Source organism: Acinetobacter colistiniresistens (genome assembly GCF_000413935.1).
Taxonomy (GTDB): Bacteria; Pseudomonadota; Gammaproteobacteria; order Pseudomonadales; family Moraxellaceae; genus Acinetobacter; species Acinetobacter colistiniresistens.
The window spans coordinates 108,623-129,414 of record NZ_KE340379.1 but is presented as its reverse complement, the minus strand read 5'-3'; the positions used below and the strand labels follow the sequence as shown (position 1 = coordinate 129,414).

Below are 20,792 nucleotides of genomic sequence, written 5' to 3'. Positions count from 1 at the left end.
GCATGGACAAGGGGCTTTTTTATCAATAACTTTTAAGCAGCAACCGTAGTGTTTGGTTTATTTGCCAAATAAGCATCTAGGTTTTCAATTTCATTTTGCGCAAAGTTCAAACCGAGTTTAGAACGTCTCCACAAGATATCCTGACTGTTCGTTACCCATTCAGAACCACACAAATAGTCGACTTCTTTTGCATATAAGCCTTGGCCAAAATACTGACCCAGCTGTTCAACCGAGGTTGCTTCGCCCAAAATATTCCAGATACGTGAGCCATAAGCAGATGCCCAACGTTTCGCTAAAGCTTCTGAAGCATCTGTAACTTGTGCGCGAATTTCTTTTGCCAGCTGCTCAGCCGACTCCATATTTTCACCGCCAGGCAATGCTTCTGTTGCCGTCCAGCTCCCCTTCATTTCAGGGAAGAATGGCTTTAATTGCTGCATTGCAGATTCTGCCAGCTTACGATACGTGGTTAACTTACCACCAAAAACCGAAAGTAATGGCGCTTGCTCATCACCCTCTTTTGACAGCGCTAAAGTATAGTCACGCGTAATCGCAGATGGATTATCCGACTCATCATCACACAGTGGACGCACGCCTGCAAAAGTCGAAATAATATCCGCTTGCGTCAATTGATTCTTAAAGTGTGCATTACTCACTTCAATTAAGTAATCAATTTCTTCTTGCGTAATTTTCACTTGTGCTGGATCACCTTGGTATTCACGATCCGTCGTACCAATCATGGTGTATTGGTCTAAATACGGAATTGCGAACACAATACGACGGTCATCATTCTGCATAATAAAGGCTTTATCACCTTCATACAGCTTCGGCACAATAATATGGCTACCTTGAATCAAGCGAATGCCATAGGGTGATTTAAGCTGCAAATCTTGCTTAATAAACTGTGCAACCCACGGACCCGCCGCATTCACCAAAGCCTTGGCTTTAATCTGGAACTGGCCTTGTGCATTTTCCAAGTCAACAACCCAGTACTGCCCTTCGCGTTGTGCCGATAAACAGCGGGTACGCGTCACAATGTCAGCACCCTTTTCACGGGCATGCATTGCATTGAGCACCACTAAACGAGAGTCATCAACAGCACAATCTGAGTATTCAAAACCACGCGTAATCGCCGAGTTTAATGGGCTGTCTTCTTTAAAATAGACATTATTTGAACCCAATAACTTTTCACGTTTACCCAAATGATCGTAGAAGAACAATCCTGTACGAATTAGCCAAGCTGGACGCAAGTGTGGACGATGCGGCATGATAAAACGCATTGGTCGAATAATATGCGGTGCTTTTGCCAATAACACTTCACGCTCGGCCAAGGCTTCGCGTACAAGACGGAACTCTTTATGTTCAAGATAACGTAAACCACCATGAATCAACTTACTGCTTGCAGAAGAGGTATGGCTGGCTAGATCATCTTTTTCACATAGGAATACAGATAAGCCTCGACCCGAAGCATCTGCGGCAATACCAACACCGTTGATACCACCACCAATCACAGCTAGGTCGTAAATTTTGTCATTTGACTGAGGAGAAGTTTGCATAAGTCACCGCAAATTTTCATTATTGTTCAATAACGAACATTAAAGCATGCAAAATGAAAATAAACAACAAAAAACAGTCAAAAAAATGCCAATTTATAGGCATTTTTAGATAAATAATCAAAACTGAAAATAGATGTATTCAAAAAGATCACAATTGAGCAATGTAAAGACTGCTCAAGCTTACAACATTATTTTGATTTAAATATGCCTGAGCCAAATACACTCGGCTCAAGAAAAGTAACAATTTTTCGAAAGTGAAAATCTATTCGGCAACAACCAGAGCAACCTCTAATTCACGGATTGTTTTCATAAATTCTTCGTTCGGCTGTTGATCGGTAAAAATACAATTAACCTGTTTTAAAGAACCCAAACGAATCATGGCATTACGGCCAAATTTACTGCTATCTGCCGCAAGAAACACCTGACGTGCGCTTGATACAATTTCCTGAGACACACACACTTCCTGAAAATCAAAATCGAGTAACGTACCGTCTTCCTCAATTCCACTAATCCCGACCAGTGCATAGTCTGCTTTAAACTGTTTAAAGAAGTCCGCAGTCGCCTGACCAATGACTCCGCCATCTGGACGAACACGCCCACTGGCAATCAAGACTTCAAAATCTTCTTTGGTACTGAGGATTTTGGCGACATTAAGATTATTGGTAATAATCCTTAAACCCGTGTGATTCAACAAAGCATGTGCAATGGCTTCAGTTGTGGTCCCAATATTAATAAATAAAGAGGCATAATCAGGAACGGCAGCAGCCACTGCGGCTGCAATCATTCTTTTTTGTTCCAGCATATGCCCAACACGCATTGTATATTCAGTGTTTTCTACACTCGAATCATGCGCCGCCCCACCATGATAGCGACGGAGCAAACCCTCATCTGCCAATTGATTGATATCACGGCGAATCGTCTGTGGGGTAACATCAAAATGTTGAGCAAGTTCTTCAATACTGATATAGCCACGTTCTCTCACTAACTCGAGGGTTTTCTGTTGGCGTAGTATCAAGCTCATGCTCATCCATCCTGTGTTGTTTTAAGTCCGCTTAAATTGGGGCTATTTTAGCTTAATCTTCCGCCCAATCACGAGTGCGTCCGACTGCTTTTAACCAACCTTTATAAAGTTTCTCAGTCACATCTTGACTGCACTCTGGCACAAAGGTGTTTTCGATCGTCATTCTACTCTTCAATTCATTCAAATCCGACCAGAAACCGACCGCCAAACCTGCCAAGAATGCCGCACCCATCCCCGTGGTTTCTTTCATTGCAGGACGTTCTACTGAAGTTCCCATAATGTCAGCTTGGAATTGCATCAAGAAATTATTGGCAGTGACACCACCATCAACACGTAAGGTACGTAACTTTTCACCCGAATCCTGCTGCATGGCATCCAGAACATCACGGGTTTGATAAGCAATCGACTCAAGCGTTGCACGAATAATGTGTTCGATGCTGACACCGCGAGTAATCCCCAAGATTGCACCACGTGCGGTAGGATCCCAATAAGGTGCACCTAAACCAGTAAATGCAGGTACTACATAGACCGCATTGCTGTCTTTGACTTTGGTTGCATAGTATTCAGAATCATGCGAATCATTAATCGCCTTGAGTTCATCACGCAACCACTGTACACAAGAACCACCATTGAATACCGCACCTTCCAATGCATAGTTCACTTCACCGCGTGGACCACACGCGATTGTGGTCAATAAACCATGATCAGACTGAACAATACGTTTGCCTGTGTTCATCAGCAAGAAGCAACCCGTACCATAGGTATTTTTTGCTTGGCCCACTTCCACACACATTTGCCCAAATAGCGCAGCTTGTTGATCACCTGCAATACCTGCAATCGGAATTCCGATCTCTTGTCCGCTAATGGTATGGGTATAACCATAGATTTCGGAAGAACTACGTACCTCTGGTAACATCGCTTTTGGAATGTTTAACGCTTCAAGAAGTTTGTCATCCCACTGCAAAGTCTCGATATTGAATAACATCGTACGTGAAGCATTGGTATAGTCAGTGACATGCACTTGACCATTAGTCAATTTCCAAAGTAACCAGGTATCAATCGTACCAAATAGCAACTCACCACGTTCTGCACGTTCACGGCTACCTTCCACACGGTCTAAAATCCACTTGATTTTAGTTGCCGAGAAATACGGATCAAGCACCAGACCTGTTACTTTATGCACGTAATCCTGCCAACCGTCTTGACGCAGTTGATTACAAATTTCATTGCTTTGACGACTTTGCCATACAATTGCATTATAAATAGGCTTGCCGGTCTGCTTATCCCAAATCACCGTGGTTTCACGTTGATTAGTGATCCCAATTGCTGCAATTTGCTCGCTAGAAATACCTGCTTGCGCCAAAGCTTCAACCCATACGGCGCTTTGAGTCGCCCAGATTTCCATTGGATCATGCTCAACCCAACCTGGCTGCGGGTAAATTTGCGTAAACTCACGCTGAGCAATACTGATGACATTCGCATCGTGATCCAACACGATCGCACGTGAACTCGTTGTACCTTGGTCAAATGCAACCACGTATTTCTTTTGACTATCTGTAGAGATCATGACATACCTATCCAGACTTGCTTAATTGAGGGCTAAGTAACATTTCAACAAACCCTGTGCTGCAATAAATTAAATGCCCGTTAAAAAACGGGCTCCAATACTGCAAAAAAGCAATGACTTCTGTATTAAATAAAAAACTTGGCAGATTATATGCAAAATTGTTCGAAAACGAAAATTCTTTCTTTATATTTGAAGCTAAAAAACGATGAATAGCCTGTGTTTTAAAGATTCCTCACAATAAAAAACTTATTTTATGCGATACTAAAAGCAGAAATAACAGGATCATTGATATGAAAAAAACCAATTTATTGTTAATTATGAGCGGTGCTCTTGTTCTTGCAGCCTGTCAAAGTAGTCCACATCAATACAATGGCACAACGGGCTATCAAATTGAAAATAAAACTGCCACTTCCGCGACTGTTGCTTATACCCTTGCGGCACGTAGTAATAGCGATCTAGATGAGAAAAAACTACAACATGCCTGCAAGCAAATTTTAGGTGCAGACAAAACCTATAAACTTGCAGTATTGAGTGTCAATGAAATCGTCAATCCAACCCAACAAGAGCAATATGGTGTAAAAATCGGTAATAGCCGCACAACATTTGGCTTATCTAATTCGCCAGATTTGAATAATACTGAAGGCTATGCAACACGTCAGGCACTTGAAACGCGTCCAAGCACACTTAAAGTAGTTCGTTATACTTGTTCTTGATTGTTTTGTTCAATCTAAGTGGATGTATCCAAAACTGAATACATCCATACTTATTTTTATACTTTTAACACATCACGAATCGATGGATCCTTATCAAATACAGATTTAGCAAAAGGACATAAGGGAATTACTTTCACCTGACGCTCACGCACAAAAGTGATCAATTCATCAAGAAGCTTACGCACCACTCCCTGACCGCGAAAATCCTCATTCACATCGGTGTGATCAATAATCAACATCTCATCGCCAGCCCAAGTATAGGCCATTTCTCCTGCCAACACTTCGCCTTCAAATAACTGAAATGTGCCGTGTTTACTATCATCAGACTGCTGAATAGTCATACCATGCTCCTTTTGCTTTTCGCCGTTTTCACTCAATAAAATTAAAACTTATCATGTCGCTCTTTCACTCAATGTTTTAACATGGTGTTTCAGATTGTTTTGTTAAGATTTTTATTGCTTGATCCAGTGATTTTCATCTTTCTCGGTGGTATGACCTGACTTATTTAGTCCGATAAAAACTGACATTTCGAAACTCTTTGGCTTCATCCAAATCAGGCCAAGTCGTTGCACTACGCTCATCAATTTTGAGATATTGTGGATGACTAAAGTTTTTGACACGGCTATCCGCCACCCATACTTCAGGTGCAAACTTTAAAAACTCATCCAGAAAGAAACGATTGGACTGGTCATACAGCACATCTGCTGCCAATAACACATCGACTGGCTCGGACTGATACAAATCATCCAGATATTCAAGTTCAACATCGTTTAACAATGCATTTTCACGGCATGATGCAAGACTGACTGGATCAATATCACAGCAAATCACCCGCTTGGCACCCGCCATTTTTGCGGCAATTGCCACCACACCAGAACCCGCTCCAAAATCCAACACCACCTTATCTTTGACATGATGCGGTTCTGCCAACAGCCATTGTGCCATCGCCAAACCTGAGGCCCAGCAAAAGATCCAGTATGGCGTTTCATTCCAGATTCTTCGGATGACTTCATCATCTAAGCGATCGGTTGGGAAGACGGGTGGAATCAGCCAGAGTGAAATCGGCGTTTCAGGTAATTGTTGTGCCAGCAAATCGGTGTTTGGAATCACCTCATGCAATGCTTTAAGCAATTGCTCAGGTGCTTTTGCAAATTGAAAAGTACAGCTCATATTTGTTTAGTTCTAAAAAACCCCTCTTCGCGAGGGGTTATTAATCATTTTTACGCTAATGCTTTTTCAGCAGCTTCTACAGTTTGACGAATCAAGGTGGTGATCGTCATTGGACCTACACCACCTGGAACAGGCGTATAAGCAGAAGCAACCACTTCGATACCAACTAATTGGATATCACCAACGCCACCACCATCACGTGGATGGAAACCTGCATCAACCACAACCGCACCTTGCTTGATCCAGTCTTTTTGAATCAATTCAGCCTTACCCACTGCGCCAACAATAATATCGGCTTGTTTTACAAAGTCGGCAAGATTTTGCGTACGTGAGTGGCAAATCGTGACGGTTGCATTGGCTTGTAACAACATCATCGCCATTGGTTTACCCAGAATTGCTGAACGACCAACAACAACAGCATGTTTACCTGCAATTTCAATCTTGTTTTCTTGCAAGATGGTCATAATACCTGCTGGCGTCGCAGAGCCATAAGCAGCTTCGCCCATTGCCATACGACCAAAACCTAAACAAGTCACACCATCTACATCTTTTTCCAGTGCAATCGCATCAAAACATGCTCTTTCATCAATTTGTTCAGGCACTGGATGTTGCAACAAAATGCCGTGTACATCTGGATTGGCATTTAATTTTTCAATTTCAGCCAATAACTGCTCAGTTGTAGTTTCTTTTGGCAACTCAACTTTCAGCGAGTCCATACCAACACGACGACACGCATTACCTTTCATACGCACATACGTTGCAGATGCACCATCATCACCCACCAAGATCGTTGCCAAGATTGGGGTACGCCCCGATTTTGCTTTTAAAGCTTCTACACGTACCAACAAATCCGTTTCAATTTGTTTTGCTAATGCACGACCGTCTAAAACCAATGCCACAGCGCATCTCCAAAGTGGGTATGAATCAATTGCGTAAATAATACATGATAATTTGAGCAATATTCTTTTAGATGTTGTTTTTATGTGCATATTCGCGAAAAACACTATTGTTTTTTTTTTAAAGATTGCTAATATGTGCATCACCAAGAGATGGCGGGGTGGCAGAGTGGTCATGCAGCGGACTGCAACTCCGTGTACGCCGGTTCGATTCCGACCTCCGCCTCCATTGGTAAAGCCCGAGTGGTGAAATCGGTAGACACAGGGGATTTAAAATCCCCCGCCCACAAAGCGTGCCAGTTCGAGTCTGGCCTCGGGCACCATTTTTCAGAAAATGGAATATGGTGCAAATAAAAATCCAGCGTAAGCTGGTTTTTTTATGCCTAAAATTTAGATCAAAATAAAAAAGCCAAGTACATTGACTTGGCCTTCCCTCGCTTTTTTAACTTTAAGCCACTTGCTGCCCCGTTTTTACTGGCAGTAAGTTTTTATCTAAAACCAACTGATAACCACGGCTTGTATCAATCACATATTCAGGTTTTTTGATCGAATCGACATAAATCCATTGTGATTGCACTTGTGCAGCATCAAATTGAACAATCAAATAGCCTCTCTGATTTAAGTTGCAGTAATTCAACTCATCAATCAAGGTCGTGAATGCAAATTCAAACTGCTGTAATTGTGCAAGTGGAATATTTAAATACTTTTCCAGACCCGGTGAAGACACTGAACTGGTTGCCAACTCCACCCCAACAAATACCCCGTCTTTGCTGTATAAGTTTGACGACCAAGCATTATGAGTATCCCCCGCCAGCACCACCACCTTTTTCTTTAACTGTGCCAAGGCACCATACACAATCTCACGCTCAGCAAAATAACCATCCCACGCATCCAGATTATAAGGTGCAACAGTCAATACACGCGCTTTTTCTTGTGCTGTTAAATTCGGATCACCTTGTAATAATCGAATTTTCAATTTTACTAATTCAGTGATTTGGTCATTCATTTTATTTAAAGTGTCCGTACTCGGATTACCCGCAGTAATTTCAGCCAAAGCCAGTAGCAATTCCGCTGGAACCAACATCTTGGTCATCAGAATCTGCTGACCGAGTACATTCCATGCTGCATTTGACTGCTGTAACTTACCAATCAACCAGTCTCGTTGGGTATACCCCATTAAAGTACGTGCTGGGTTGGTTAGATCAGCCTGAAATCTGGCAATATCCAAACCTGTAGCCGTCATATAATTGGCATAGTCCAACTGTTCATCACGCGCAATAATACGCGTATCCAGCATGGTCAATTGAACCAGATTACCGAAATCGAACTGGCGATAAATCTTGGTGTGTTGTTCATCCACAGGACGGATTGGCATCCATTCGAAATAAGCCTGTAAAGCAGCGAGCTTACGATCAAGGAATGGCCCTTCGTTTGGCTGATGGTTTTCAGCCCCATCGCGCCAAGCATCATTGGCTAACTCATGATCATCCCAAATCACAATAAATGGGTGACGATGATGCAATGCTTGCAAGTCTTTATCTTTACGATACAGCGCATAACGTTTGCGATAATCATCTAGTTTGATGATTTCCTTATTGTTGTCAGCTGCAAGTGTACGCCCCAATTTAGCCGCATCTTCTGCTGCATAGCCATCTGCACCATATTCATAAATATAGTCTCCCAGATGAATAACCACATCAACATTTTGCTTGGCCATTTCACGATACACATAGAAATAGCCTGCTGGATAGTTGGAACATGAACACACCGCAAAACTTACCTTTGAGGTACTGGTTGGTAAGGTCTTGGTCTGTCCAATGGGTGAAAACTTATCGCCAAAGCTAAAGCGATAGAAATAACTTTGATCCGGTTTTAAACCTGTCGCATCTACTTTCACAGTAAAATCTTGGGCTGCCGCAGTCGTAACTTTATCAGTTTTAATAATTTGCTTGAATTGCAAGTCTAGCGCAATTTCCCAAGTCACTTGTAAACGCGCACTACTGTCACTTGGTGTTAAACGTGTCCATAAGATCACTCGATCTTGCAAAGGATCCCCACTAGCCACTCCGTGTTCAAAGTTCACTTGTAATACTGCTGTTTCTTTATCCGAACTGTCATTACAGCCTGTAAATCCCGCAGATATAGATAACGCCCCGAAACCGAATAGACTTTTTTGAATGAGTTCCCGTCGTGAAATTTTTGCTGTCATTTGGATAGCTACCTTAACTTTTATCACTATAAATAAATGACTTAAATTAATCCGTGTAGATGAAACTTTGATCTCAGTTTGATGAAAGAATCATGAAAGTTATATGACAGTGCTTAATTTTCATCAGATAAACACATGAATTGATTGAAAAGAAAGCAAATAGTCTGTTTTACACTTGCCAAGTTTTAATGTGTCCTCTATCATTGCGCACATGCCCGAGTGGTGAAATCGGTAGACACAGGGGATTTAAAATCCCCCGCCCACAAAGCGTGCCAGTTCGAGTCTGGCCTCGGGCACCATTTTTCAGCAAATGAAATATGGTGCAAATAAAAATCCAGCGTAAGCTGGTTTTTTTATACCTAAAATTTAACAATCATGCATAAAAAAATGCCTTAATAAATATTAAGGCATTCGATATTTTTTGATTTAAATCAATCAACTTATTCTACGCGAATAATCTTACCATTCTCATCATGATGCACGATGCTAACTTTCTGCTGACGTCCTACCTGAATCTCTTGCTCAGGCAATTCAAAATAACGCGCATAATCGGGTAAGGTTTTTTCTACTGCATGCTTTTGGTGTACACGTTTTGCAGGCAAAAAACTCCATAATAATAATGCAATTGCACACATGAATAGTGCGGTAACACCATGTTCAATCCCATCACCAAAGGCTGTCATTAAACGCTGCGCGATATGCGTTTTTTGTAACTCAACCAACACCCACACCAAAATAAATGGACGCCACAACAACAACCAACCCGCCCACATCATTGCGGTTGTTGTCGTTGAAAAATAACGTTTATGCCATGGCAGCTGGCGGCGTACATCAATAATCAAACTGTCTGCTTTCATTGCTTTTTACTCAGCAAAATGAATCTTTCGATTCAACGAATTCCACGATCTGGGCTAATCCAACGGGCACGCTTCTCATCATTACGCAACAGCACCTTTGGAAAGGCGACGATTGTAGCAGTAATCGTGATCAACCAAAACACAAAAGGGTACCAAATCATCCAATAATAATTTTTCCCGAGGTTTGGTTCATAACGACTATCCATCCATTTGCTTAAAGCAAACTGAATTAAACAGGTCGCACCTAATAAAATTCCACTACCATATGGTAAAAATGGTGAACTCACCACGGCAAGGGCTGGAATCGCAAAGATAAAATGCAATAACCAGATCACAGCCATTATAAGCATTAAATATGACCAAACGAGCGTTAAACACAACTCAAACATCAATGGCCATAAAAAATTAAGTTTGGGTTTAAGGAAAACATCAATATTCTTAATCAGTACCTGTGCCCCACCCATAGCCCAGCGCAAACGCTGCTTCCACAAACCATTTAAGGTTTCAGGCATTAAGATCCACACCAAGGCATTTGGTTCAAAGCGTACATCCCAACCTGCACGTTGTAGTTTCCAGGTAATATCAATGTCTTCAGTCAGCATATTCGGCGACCAATAATCGACCTGATGCACGGCGCTTTTACGGAAGGCCGTAATTACACCAGAAACTGTAAATAGACGACCAAAGGTTCGCTGAGCACGCTTAATCATGCCGACAATTGAAGAAAACTCCCCAACCTGAATTCGCCCCAATAAGGTCGAACGTGTACGAATACGTGGATTACCCGTGACTGCCGCGACTGTTGGGTCTTCCAAAAAGTGGCGCATCATCCATTTAGCAGCATAGGGATCCAGTAACGCATCCCCATCAATTCCAATCAAAAATTCAGCATCTGTCATCAAGCTACCCGCTTGTAGCCCCATCGCCTTGCCTTGGTTTTGCGCCAAATGTACAACTCGTAATTTTTCATACTGAGTGGCTAAGCGGTCAAGCACCTCACCTGTATTGTCAGAGCTGCCATCATTAATCGCAATCACTTCAAAATTTGGATAGTCCAACTTAAGTGCATGACTAATGGTTTCTTCTGCATTATCACCTTCATTAAAGCACGGTACCAATACCGCAACTTTCGGATACTCAGGCAACGCCGCAGGTTGCTGATATGGCGGGTCTTGGCGCTCTTTCCAGTAAAAAATGATTGCCCCGACCATCCATAAATACGACATAAATAATGGATAGTAAAAAACAAACTTAATGGCGTATGACCACAATAAAGCAATCCAACTCATCTACATTACTCGACTATGGTACTAATTGAGATGATTTTAGACTAAAAGCCTTATGCATGGTTTCTACATCTGGATGTCCTTTGATCGGATCGTCTGGATAATACGCCACGTGCATTGCACCTTGCTCATATAAAGACTTGATCGTCGCAGCCATTTCTTCAGATGGAACTTTTTGATCATTGCGCCAGTTTACTGCCTGCAACTCCATCACGGTCTTTTTAATGCCGTTCGGATATTGCTTCACACGATTGAGAATATCTGTATAAAACTTGGTTGGATTATCCGATTGTTCCATATATGGCATTGCCATAATCGCAGTAAAGTCATAACGATTTAAGGATTGTTCCAGAGATTGTGCATACCAGTTTTCTGCATAAGCATTTAAAGCCACCTGTGCATAGAGATTACGTGCTGTCATGAGGAAGGGTTGATATTGACGTACTTCCCCTGCCAGCTCCATGGCAAAGTCATCGAGATAACGGGTTTTATAGGCTGTCCATTTCTGTAAATCTGCATCGTTGTCACGAATCTTGGCCAAATCTGTTGGCAAACCTTGTTTGGCATAGGCCGCTAAGGCTTCTGGGCTCGCATCTTCATAATCAGACAAAGTCACATCATCATGGAATAACAAACCATCAAACGGTGTCGATTTCGCTAAGTCCTGATAAATCTCTTTAATGGTTTGACGCGCTTCTGGTGAGAATGGACTTAAGCGAATATAGCCCATATTCAAATGCTCACCTGCTTTGGCTTGCTGGGTTTCGACCAAATCTTTAGATACAGGATCCGATTTTGGTAGTTCCCATGCCAACAGTGGCATCCAGGCATATAAACGCTGTACAGGTGTACGTGTTTGAATCTGCCAAGCGACACGGTTAAATAAGTCTGCACGCATTGGAATATGGCGATTCGGGAAATACACCATATCAGCAGAACCATTCGCATCAGGATCAGAAAAGGCTTGTAAATAAACGGTATTCACGCCCATGCCATTAATACGATCGATCAGATTACCTAAGTTACGCTCTTGCTGTTTTACATCTGGATCATAAATATAGTCCAAATCGACATGCATAATTTTTTGCGGTCGATTATTGTCATTTAGATTCAGTTCACGGTTTTTAATCTCTTGTGCCAAGGCTGTAGTCGACATATTCCCTTGAATCAAAATACGACTCATATTTTGCAGCGATTGCTTGGCATGGTCTGCCCCATCATCCAAAGTAATGGTAATCGGCATCCCCAACTGTTTAGATATTTGTACCAGCTGCATATTATAGCGGCCATAAGGCCAGACCATGACACGTGGTGAACGTAAGCCATGTGCTTTTAGTAAGTCATTATTTTTTTTCAGATCCTGATAAACTCGAGCTTGGTAGGCAGCATCACTTTCATAGCTTTTGGTTTTAGGATCATAAATACGGGTGATCGCAGCAGGTTCTGAATTTCCTTGCGGATTACCATTCACCCCTTGATGTAAATGATAGCTATGGCTGGCGATTTCAACCAAGCCACTGCTTTGCATTTCCTTCAGCTCATCCCAACTCAGGATTTTATTCCGCTCGATCAGCTCGCCACCAAAATCAACTTTCTGCCCTGCTTTGGGCTCTAGCCACGAACCAACCACAGCCAAAACGACTGGGATCTTTTTTGCCCGAATAACTGGATAGGCATTTTGATAAAAAGACTGATAACCATCATCCACCGTCAATAACACAGGCTTAGTCGGCAACTTATATTTCCCTTGATGGGCCTTGATCAGCTGATCCACATTAATAAAGTGATAACCATTCTTTTTCAACCAATCAATATGCTCATCAAACTGTTTTGCTGTAACCGCATAACTTGGGATCAAGGCATCTTTTCGATCCGTGATTTCATGATATCCAATGACGGTTAATGTGGTTGCATCAATTTGCGAATTCGCCGCAACAGCCGTGGAGCAGGCAACTGCCCCAAATACGAGACCAAGAAAAACTTTTAAGGTCGGAGACACGAAACGTGTTGTCATAGAGATATCGTCTCAAGATTGGAATTCAATGATCGCAGATCATGCCTTTATCATCTTACAGTTTAATGGACTGATAAGATATTTTTGAATGGTCAGCTAGAACTAAGGATTGTATTTATAATTTTAAAAACTGAAAATAAACTTAAATATATTTTTTATGAAATCAATCACACTTTAACTGAATATATTTTAACGAGATGATTGGCCTCAAATCTATTTCATCAAGATTAGAGGCAAAACAAAGACAACGATCCATTAATACTGAATTGACTGAAAGTTGGGATGATCGGCGAGCTGCTGTAAATAATGACGCTCTTTTTGATAAAAATACTTATTCAAACGATTCACCCATTCTCCTCGACGAAAGGTTTGGATTCTTTTATGCACTCCATCATAGTCCAATAACACAACATTCGTGTCATTCTCACCCAAAGCTAAACGGGTGATTTTATAGTCATGGGGAGCATATTGATGTGATGGTTGCAATGACCTGAGAATTTCAACTTTATAATTCCCATCCATCCAATAATGTTTATCAGTCAATGCTTTTTCATTGACCCAAAAGCCTGTTTGCGCACCGTCATGGGTATCTATCAGAAAAAAATGATCCAACTCTCTTAATAATTCCGATGCCGTGATATCCAGATAATCATTCATATCAGCCTCTACTCACTCAATTTTTATCTTACTTATGTCACATTTTTATAATAGGTTGCTATCAAGGATTCACCCCAATCCACTTCTAGTCACCCAAAGAGCAATGTTCCAGACGCTTGAAATAGCACATGGCTGTTCAAAATTAAAGCTGATCGGAAAATTGCCCTTTCAACTCAAAGATATACAGGACTGTATGTAGAAGCAATATTTTTTTCATGGCCTGTAATAAAATTCAGATAAAAGAAATAGTTTTAAAATCAGAATCTTATTATACAATCTACAATATCAACTTATACTTATGATTTTAAAGTGATTTTGTTGACAAACTCAACCAAATCACTTGAATTTTAACCGGTGCGAAATGTTATTCGTCGCGTGTTTTTACATCAAAAAGCTCAATTTCAAAAGTCAAATTGGCATTGGCTGGAATGATCTTCCCCATTTTACGAGAACCATAAGCCAGATGAGCCGGTACAATCAGTTTACGCTTTCCACCCACACGCATGCCCATAATGCCCTGATCCCAGCCTTTAATCACACGACCAGTTCCGATCACGGTCTCAAAATAACTGCCACGATCTAAAGATGAGTCAAACTTGGTTCCATCTTCCAACCATCCCGTATAATGCGTGGTAATTAAAGCGCCACGAACCGCCTCTTTACCTTCACCCACTTTTAAATCAATGATTTCTAATTCTGTGCTCATCAATATCTCTCCAGATCACTCAAACTAAAATTATTGCAATTGCTGCCATTGAATGTCGACTTGGCCTTGGTCACTTAACAAGGTCCATTCACCATCCATAATATTAAGCTGTAACTGCATGGTTCGCTCACATAAGCCCTCAAGTGCTTGTGTCGTTTGTGGGGCCAATTGCCACACTTGCACATTACTCAAGGTTTTAATCTTGGTGTTTTTCTGCCACCAATCATCAGCTTGAGAGCCGTAGGTCACCACTGCAACCTGTTTACAACGTGCACTGGCCTTTTTCACTTTATCTTCAGACGGACAACCGACTTCAATCCATTTCTCTAACAGTCCAGTCAGGTCTTTTTGCCATAACGCTGGCTCATCTGTTTCAAATAAGTCTTTGGTAAATTCTAAACGCTCATCGGCATAACGTGCATAAGCCAGAATACGAACCATTAAACGTTCAATGGTTTCAGAAGGATGCTGAGCAAGTGTGAGCTGATAATCGGCATAGATGTGCTCATCCATATTGGCAATATTCAAATCTGCCTTATATATTGTTGCTTTTAACGCCATAAACGATACTCTTCAATACGGTGTACTCAAATTTGGCGCTAAGCATACTCTATTTTTTCAACAAGAATGTGTGCTTTGATCATCTTAGCCATTAATCTGATCAATCCGACAACTCAATAATTGTGTTTCAAATAACAGCCAATCCTGTGCTGATTGGCCAATAATCTCAATTCGGTTATCAATACCCTCTTCGGCAGACTGATAGTTAAATTGCTGCGGATTAAAGTTAAAACTTTTCCACCCCTGATCGGTATTAAATATACCTTTGATCCTTAGCCAGTCCTGCTGAGCACATAGCAGATCCAACAGATCATAAAAGTTGAATTGCCAACGCTTAGGTAACTTCCAGCCTGCTACCGTATACCCTTGAGCCATTTCAACATAATGATAAGGAAGCTGCTTTATCTCTGGCAGTTGCTCAGCAGCGAGCTGTGCTTGTTGCAACTTGAGTAATGGTTGAATCTTGCGTTGCAACGGTTGCTGGACAATATCAATCTGCTGCATCTGCACTTGCCCATGTTCAGCTTCGATCCAGTGTTGGACATACGTTTCATATTCTTGTTTTAAGGCTGTATAGGCCTGATGGTCTGCTGCTGTCATGCAGTCCGTATGTGACAACACCACAATTTGTGCAGCTTTTAATTGATCACGATATAAATTCTGCGCTACCCAGTCCTGATCATGTAAGCGGCTGCCATCGACCACAATCACCAATGCCCGCATCGCCAAGCTATTTTGCCAATGTGGTTCCGTCAGTTGTTCTAATAATTGTGCAGGATGCCCTAAACCCGTTGGTTCAATGAATAAACGATCAGGCTTAGTTTCACTCAGTAAACGAGCCAATGCGATTTGCATGGGCAGTTGACTACTGCAACACAAGCACCCACCTAATAACTCTTTTACTGCATAGCCGGGTCGTTGTGTAATCAGTTGTTGGTCCACCCCAATTTGCCCAAACTCGTTCATCAGGATTGCCCAGACTTCCTGCTCTGGTTTTTGGGTCAATAAATGCTGCAACAATGTGGTTTTACCCGCTCCTAAAAAGCCAGAAATAATATGGGTGGGAACTGTTTTGGGAGCAACAAACTTCACGGGCAACTCGCATTAAGAATTTATTTCATTCTAAAGAGAAAAATGAATGAAATAAAATAAAGTAGAAAATAGCGCACTCAACCCAACTAAAACGGCATTAAATACCAATAAAGAGACACCCATCACAAAGTAAATCTAAAAATCTTATTTATATTTTAAATATAAGTGATTTATTCAATTATTCGTTTTTAATAAAACTTAATTGAATGTTTAAACGCGTAAAAAATAAGGTTACTTTTTAATCGAAAAAACATATTTTCATACATTTTCATCCTTAATTTCTTCATGATGTTTTACATAGAAACTACATAAGGCGATTCAATATTTCATATTGTTAAGATTGACGTAATAGATTGTTAAGAATATTGCCGCATCAGCGTTTGGCACATAGCATGAACCTCATGCCGAATAAGCGATTTAGATGCTCTAAATCATTTTATTGAGGCTGTTATTTTAAATGAAATAAAGGATGCCAAACATGAAACTTATCAAAACACTTCTTGCGACGACGCTTACACTTGCAGCAGCATCGACATTTGCAGCACCTGTAGAGGCTCAAACTGAAGATAAAGTTGTTGTTTCAACTCAAGAACAACCTGAAACTCAAGCTGCAACTGATGCCACTGCGACTGAAGCACCAGCATCTACTCCTGCACCAACAAACTAAACCGATCTTAAGGTTCCTCCAGACCTTTAGACCCACATTTGTAATGACTTAACGCTTATTTCATTACAAATGTAAAAAAAGATCGAACCATGCTGCGGTTCGATCTTTATTTTTAGCGCATAGATAATTATTTAACACTGCGTCGATTTTTTAAACATACTGCATGAAGGTTGATGAACTTCTTGCAAACGCGTTGCCTTACGTTGCTCCGCGGCTTCAAAACGACAACGTTTCCATTCAGTATCCAGATTTAATGGCGGAACTTCTTTCGGCTTACGTTGCTCATCAACAGCAACCATGGTGAAATAACAGGTGTTGGTGTGTCGTATGGTTCTTTTTTGAATATTTTGTGCTTCTACACGGATACCAATTTCCATCGAGGTGCGCCCAACATGATTCACACTGGCAAGGAAAGTAACCAGTTCACCCACATAAATTGGCTCTTTAAAATTGACACGATCAACAGATAAAGTCACGACATAACTGCCCGAGTATCTGCTTGCGCAGGCATAAGCGACTTGATCAAGTAACTTCAAAATTGTTCCACCATGAACATTACCTGAAAAATTAGCCATATCAGGTGTCATCAAAACAGTCATCGTCAACGCTGACTGATCGTCAGGTGCTTGGTTAGCTTGATCTAATTGATACATGGAGAGAACTCATAGAGACTGTAACGTCTTTATTATCCTTTATTCACGCGTATAAAAATATGCGTAAAGCGCTAAAACATCATCAATTATTTTTATGATCTTTCTATGATTTTATTCAAAATAATGACATTGAAGTGCTTTTATCTGATAGAAATGCGCTGATGAAAAGCACAAATCGAATAAAAGCTGATCCAATCTCTTCAGTGCAACGAGAAAATGTCTCCTAACCAAGATTAGCTGAGCGAATCAAACCCACAATACCATTCACAATCATATCAATGGCAATTGTACCAATCAGCAGTGCTGATAAACGCCCAACAATATCAAAATAGCGGTCAATGTATTTTGCATGCTTATAGCGCAAATGATCATGACCAAATTTCATCAGAATCAAAATACTACAAGTCAAAATCAGGGTAAGTGCAATAACCGCCATTGCACCAGTAAAAGGTACACTCACCCCAGTCACAACGGCCGCACTAATGGTACCTGGGCCAATCATAAAAGGCATGGCAATCGTCCCAGCTAAATGCTCAGGCGCGCCGCGCATCTCACCAATCGTTTCAGCACCTTGGAACACATAGCGATAACCAATGACCAAGAAAATTAAACCACCAAAAATCTGGAAAGATTCAAAACGGACATTCAAATAGCGACTAAAGATATTCTCCCCACCCCAAGCAAAGAGAATAAATACCCCGAAAGCAATCAGACTTCCCTGAATCAAGGCCCTACTAAATATCTTCGCATCTGTATTACGAATCATCCCCACCATATAGACGCTCATCAGGAAGGGATTGAGCAATGAGAAAAATAATGCAAACGCATGAATATAAGGAGAAAACATAACGGTCTCTTTAATCTGCGGAAAATGTTAACTGCCTGCAATCACAGGCAAGGTCTAGAATCGCAATACAAAATTAATTTAGGGCTTGCTTACAACCTACAGTGGCATTCTTTAACGAATCATCTTTATTCAGATCAAGATTAACCCCTAATCCCAATAGGCTCATGTGAATGTTGGCCTTACTGTTGTTCAACTCTTTGACTTTAAACTTGACCCCTTTATCACTGTATAGGGTGTTATCAACCAACTTTACCTGATAAGACATGACTTCCTTACGGTCATCCATGCACAGCATCCCACTGCCTTGACGGTTCAGACTTAACGCAACTGATGCAGCACCCGCTTCACCAGTCCAACTTCCTGAAAATGGAATCTGTGTTGTACTGAGTTGGTTAAATTGAGCAGGAGACATCGTCGTGATCGAAGTACAACCAACCAAACCCAATACTAAAATCGCGGGTAATAAAATATTCTTCACAACCATCACCTAAAACGATCAAAATCAAATAATTGTTACCATTTTCCCATATTAAGGACTTTTTTGATTTGTACCGCATGTATATGACTAGTATCGGAAATGTAAAAAACATTAAATAAATCTGTGAGATCACCGTTATATTCAAGTTTTGTACAGAGATAAAACTAAAACCGCTAACAAAGTATTTAATTCTTTAAAGCAAAATAATCTGAATCATTGCATAAACAATTCATCATCAAAAATAATAAATTTTCCTTGATTTTTAGTTCAATCATCTGTAGATTTTCTTTTTGAGCGAGTAATTCAAATGAATTTCCAATCTATATTTGAAACGTTTCAAACTCTTCCAAATGGAACGGATGCCTACCAACAATTAAAACATCAATGTGAACAAGTCATTGTAGCTGCTGATCATCCACTTGAACACAACGCTTTGTTTCTCATTTATGGTTTTGCAAAAAACTATGTCCTACTCTATGAAGATCAAGCTGTGACGCCAGTTTTCGCAGACAAAGTAAAAGCACAAATTTTAACGTATATGCGTGAGCTGAATGAAGCATTAAGCACGAAAGATACTAGCCGTATATTAACCGCCTTAAATAATGTCTCTAAACAATATATTGGAAGCTCTAGAATTTTCTAAGCATTGTCGTCCAATATAATATTTAGGCTTGTTTTAGTTTTGACATTACTTCTAAACATTTATTAGGTTTCATTTCGCCAATTAAACGTTTTAGAAGTAATGTTAGCTCATGCATTTAAAATCTTACTCTATACATGATATAATATTTTTTATTGTTATTCTCTCATCTCAGGCCAAAATTAATCGAGCATGATTTACAATATGCTCAGTAAGAAGCTGCAAAGGTTTCGATTGTTGAGTCCAGTGATGCCAATATAATGGAATTTCGATTTTTGCTTCAGGCAATAACTCCTCTAGTCCATCTTCTTTATTTTCAGCATTCAGCTGCAATTCAGGCACCATGCCATAGCCGAGCCCAAACTTAATCGCAGTAACAAAAGACTCTGATGATGGAATCAAGTGACAAGGATAGGTTCCTTTCATCAAACCATATCTTTTTTCCAAGATATCGAAATGCATACGGTCTTTCTCATTAAAGATAATGGCTGGCGTCATCCGGAGGTTCTCTCTATGCACCCCTTCAGCAAACCATTTTTTTCGAAAGTGTTTAGTTGAAACCATTCTATAGCGCATCACACCGAGATATTCAGCATTGCAGCCCCGCATCGGTTTATCCTCAATCGAAATACAGGCACTGACCGTTCCCCTCTCCAATAATGAATAAGTATGAGACTGATCATCGGTTCTAAGCTCAATCACAATTTTTTCTTTCAATAAAACTTCTTTTAGTGCTGGAAGTAACCATGTTGCTAAAGAATCTTCATTTGAACCAATCACCGTCTTAAAAAAATTCGACTCGGCACTCCCCGTCAAACCGTGTAATAAATTTTGTTCCAAACGTCTTATATGCTGCAAATGTTCAAACAATTGCTGCCCCGCTTGCGTGAGTACACAGGGACGACCACGAATCAGCAATAATTGCCCCAGTTCCTTTTCAAGTGCTTGTACCCGCAAGGTTACGGCTGAAGCAGTAATATAAAGTTTCACGCCAGCCTGTTCGAAGCTTCCATTTTCTGCAACCGCAAAAAAGGCCTCACATTGTTTATTATCCAGCATATAAACCTTAGAAAAATTTAGGAAATCCCCAGCACCTTTAATTTTACTAAATTTCCAAAATAAAAAAAGATAACCCTAACAGTTAAATTTTCTATCTGAAAAATTTCCCATTCCTTCGACAATGGTTCTAGCTACTTTCAGTTCGA

The 20,792-nt window shown here is 40.7% G+C and carries 21 protein-coding genes and 3 tRNA genes; 6 read left to right on the top strand and 18 right to left on the bottom strand.

From position 1 onward, the window contains the following. Nucleotides 1-32 precede the first annotated feature (32 nt). From glpD to glpK, 3 genes are all read right to left on the bottom strand, one after another. The gene (gene glpD, locus F907_RS12740; protein WP_005269759.1) at nucleotides 33-1,553 is read right to left on the bottom strand and encodes a glycerol-3-phosphate dehydrogenase; all 1,521 of its coding nucleotides are present in this window, start codon (nucleotides 1,551-1,553) and stop codon (nucleotides 33-35) included. 262 nt (nucleotides 1,554-1,815) lie between these two features. Further along, entirely contained in the window at nucleotides 1,816-2,574 is a 759-nt protein-coding gene (locus tag F907_RS12745) for a DeoR family transcriptional regulator (RefSeq protein WP_016651638.1), read from the bottom strand. 52 nt (nucleotides 2,575-2,626) lie between these two features. Further along, nucleotides 2,627-4,141, bottom strand: coding sequence for a glycerol kinase GlpK (gene glpK / locus F907_RS12750; RefSeq protein WP_016651637.1), 1,515 nt, complete (start codon nucleotides 4,139-4,141; stop codon nucleotides 2,627-2,629). A 290-nt stretch (nucleotides 4,142-4,431) separates the two neighbouring features. Between glpK and F907_RS12755 the strand changes: the two genes are divergently transcribed. Further along, the gene (locus F907_RS12755; protein WP_016651636.1) at nucleotides 4,432-4,854 is read left to right on the top strand and encodes a hypothetical protein; all 423 of its coding nucleotides are present in this window, start codon (nucleotides 4,432-4,434) and stop codon (nucleotides 4,852-4,854) included. Nucleotides 4,855-4,910: 56 nt separating this feature from the next. On the opposite strand, the gene F907_RS12760 is transcribed toward F907_RS12755, so the two are convergent. The 3 genes from F907_RS12760 to folD form a co-directional block, all read right to left on the bottom strand. Then, nucleotides 4,911-5,195 carry a GNAT family N-acetyltransferase gene (locus tag F907_RS12760; RefSeq protein ID WP_016651635.1) on the bottom strand — a complete coding sequence of 95 codons (285 nt, stop codon included), beginning with the start codon at nucleotides 5,193-5,195 and terminating at the stop codon, nucleotides 4,911-4,913. A 160-nt stretch (nucleotides 5,196-5,355) separates the two neighbouring features. Continuing rightward, nucleotides 5,356-6,024, bottom strand: a complete 669-nt coding sequence (locus F907_RS12765; RefSeq protein ID WP_016651634.1) for a class I SAM-dependent methyltransferase — start codon at nucleotides 6,022-6,024, stop codon at nucleotides 5,356-5,358. 50 nt (nucleotides 6,025-6,074) lie between these two features. Further along, nucleotides 6,075-6,923, bottom strand: coding sequence for a bifunctional methylenetetrahydrofolate dehydrogenase/methenyltetrahydrofolate cyclohydrolase FolD (gene folD, locus F907_RS12770; protein ID WP_016651633.1), 849 nt, complete (start codon nucleotides 6,921-6,923; stop codon nucleotides 6,075-6,077). Between the two features lie 152 nt (nucleotides 6,924-7,075). Between folD and F907_RS12775 the strand changes: the two genes are divergently transcribed. Both F907_RS12775 and F907_RS12780 read left to right on the top strand, forming a co-directional pair. Beyond that, nucleotides 7,076-7,149, top strand: a tRNA-Cys gene (locus tag F907_RS12775). Nucleotides 7,150-7,157: 8 nt separating this feature from the next. After that, nucleotides 7,158-7,243 (top strand) — tRNA-Leu (locus F907_RS12780). A 125-nt stretch (nucleotides 7,244-7,368) separates the two neighbouring features. Here the strand turns inward: F907_RS12780 and F907_RS12785 are convergent. Next, the gene (locus F907_RS12785; RefSeq protein ID WP_016651632.1) at nucleotides 7,369-9,129 is read right to left on the bottom strand and encodes an alkaline phosphatase D family protein; all 1,761 of its coding nucleotides are present in this window, start codon (nucleotides 9,127-9,129) and stop codon (nucleotides 7,369-7,371) included. Nucleotides 9,130-9,342: 213 nt separating this feature from the next. Here F907_RS12785 and F907_RS12790 point away from each other — a divergent pair. Further along, a tRNA-Leu gene (locus F907_RS12790) sits at nucleotides 9,343-9,428 on the top strand. A gap of 141 nt (nucleotides 9,429-9,569) precedes the next feature. Here F907_RS12790 and pgaD read toward each other — a convergent pair. The 7 genes from pgaD to F907_RS12825 all read right to left on the bottom strand — a co-directional run bounded on the left by pgaD (nucleotide 9,570) and on the right by F907_RS12825 (nucleotide 16,302). Next, complete coding sequence (gene pgaD / locus F907_RS12795) at nucleotides 9,570-9,986, bottom strand: poly-beta-1,6-N-acetyl-D-glucosamine biosynthesis protein PgaD (RefSeq protein ID WP_005269747.1); 417 nt, start codon at nucleotides 9,984-9,986, stop codon at nucleotides 9,570-9,572. A gap of 32 nt (nucleotides 9,987-10,018) precedes the next feature. Beyond that, the gene (gene pgaC, locus F907_RS12800) at nucleotides 10,019-11,275 is read right to left on the bottom strand and encodes a poly-beta-1,6-N-acetyl-D-glucosamine synthase (protein ID WP_016651631.1); all 1,257 of its coding nucleotides are present in this window, start codon (nucleotides 11,273-11,275) and stop codon (nucleotides 10,019-10,021) included. A 13-nt stretch (nucleotides 11,276-11,288) separates the two neighbouring features. Beyond that, nucleotides 11,289-13,286 (bottom strand): poly-beta-1,6-N-acetyl-D-glucosamine N-deacetylase PgaB, encoded by a 1,998-nt coding sequence (gene pgaB, locus F907_RS12805; protein WP_016651630.1) that lies wholly within the window; start codon nucleotides 13,284-13,286, stop codon nucleotides 11,289-11,291. A gap of 255 nt (nucleotides 13,287-13,541) precedes the next feature. After that, a complete protein-coding gene (locus tag F907_RS12810) occupies nucleotides 13,542-13,943 on the bottom strand; it encodes a hypothetical protein (protein WP_005243540.1) in 402 nt (133 codons plus the stop codon). Between the two features lie 364 nt (nucleotides 13,944-14,307). Continuing rightward, a complete protein-coding gene (locus F907_RS12815; RefSeq protein WP_005269739.1) occupies nucleotides 14,308-14,649 on the bottom strand; it encodes an FKBP-type peptidyl-prolyl cis-trans isomerase in 342 nt (113 codons plus the stop codon). 30 nt (nucleotides 14,650-14,679) lie between these two features. Then, nucleotides 14,680-15,210 carry a YaeQ family protein gene (locus tag F907_RS12820; RefSeq protein WP_016651629.1) on the bottom strand — a complete coding sequence of 177 codons (531 nt, stop codon included), beginning with the start codon at nucleotides 15,208-15,210 and terminating at the stop codon, nucleotides 14,680-14,682. 84 nt (nucleotides 15,211-15,294) lie between these two features. Continuing rightward, nucleotides 15,295-16,302 (bottom strand): CobW family GTP-binding protein, encoded by a 1,008-nt coding sequence (locus F907_RS12825; protein WP_016651628.1) that lies wholly within the window; start codon nucleotides 16,300-16,302, stop codon nucleotides 15,295-15,297. A 478-nt stretch (nucleotides 16,303-16,780) separates the two neighbouring features. Here F907_RS12825 and F907_RS12830 point away from each other — a divergent pair, with 478 nt between their 5' ends. Then, the gene (locus F907_RS12830) at nucleotides 16,781-16,969 is read left to right on the top strand and encodes a hypothetical protein (RefSeq protein WP_005243545.1); all 189 of its coding nucleotides are present in this window, start codon (nucleotides 16,781-16,783) and stop codon (nucleotides 16,967-16,969) included. Nucleotides 16,970-17,100: 131 nt separating this feature from the next. Here F907_RS12830 and F907_RS12835 read toward each other — a convergent pair whose 3' ends face one another. The 3 genes from F907_RS12835 to F907_RS12845 all read right to left on the bottom strand — a co-directional run bounded on the left by F907_RS12835 (nucleotide 17,101) and on the right by F907_RS12845 (nucleotide 18,953). Continuing rightward, complete coding sequence (locus F907_RS12835) at nucleotides 17,101-17,622, bottom strand: acyl-CoA thioesterase (RefSeq protein WP_016651627.1); 522 nt, start codon at nucleotides 17,620-17,622, stop codon at nucleotides 17,101-17,103. Between the two features lie 223 nt (nucleotides 17,623-17,845). Further along, nucleotides 17,846-18,469 (bottom strand): MarC family protein, encoded by a 624-nt coding sequence (locus F907_RS12840; protein ID WP_016651626.1) that lies wholly within the window; start codon nucleotides 18,467-18,469, stop codon nucleotides 17,846-17,848. Between the two features lie 73 nt (nucleotides 18,470-18,542). After that, nucleotides 18,543-18,953, bottom strand: coding sequence for a J517_1871 family lipoprotein (locus F907_RS12845; RefSeq protein WP_016651625.1), 411 nt, complete (start codon nucleotides 18,951-18,953; stop codon nucleotides 18,543-18,545). A 301-nt stretch (nucleotides 18,954-19,254) separates the two neighbouring features. Here F907_RS12845 and F907_RS12850 point away from each other — a divergent pair, with 301 nt between their 5' ends. After that, nucleotides 19,255-19,590: a hypothetical protein gene (locus F907_RS12850; RefSeq protein WP_016651624.1), complete on the top strand. Its 336-nt coding sequence runs from the start codon at nucleotides 19,255-19,257 to the stop codon at nucleotides 19,588-19,590. 168 nt (nucleotides 19,591-19,758) lie between these two features. On the opposite strand, the gene F907_RS12855 is transcribed toward F907_RS12850, so the two are convergent. Beyond that, nucleotides 19,759-20,646: an ArgP/LysG family DNA-binding transcriptional regulator gene (locus tag F907_RS12855; protein ID WP_005269720.1), complete on the bottom strand. Its 888-nt coding sequence runs from the start codon at nucleotides 20,644-20,646 to the stop codon at nucleotides 19,759-19,761. Nucleotides 20,647-20,792 lie beyond the last annotated feature (146 nt).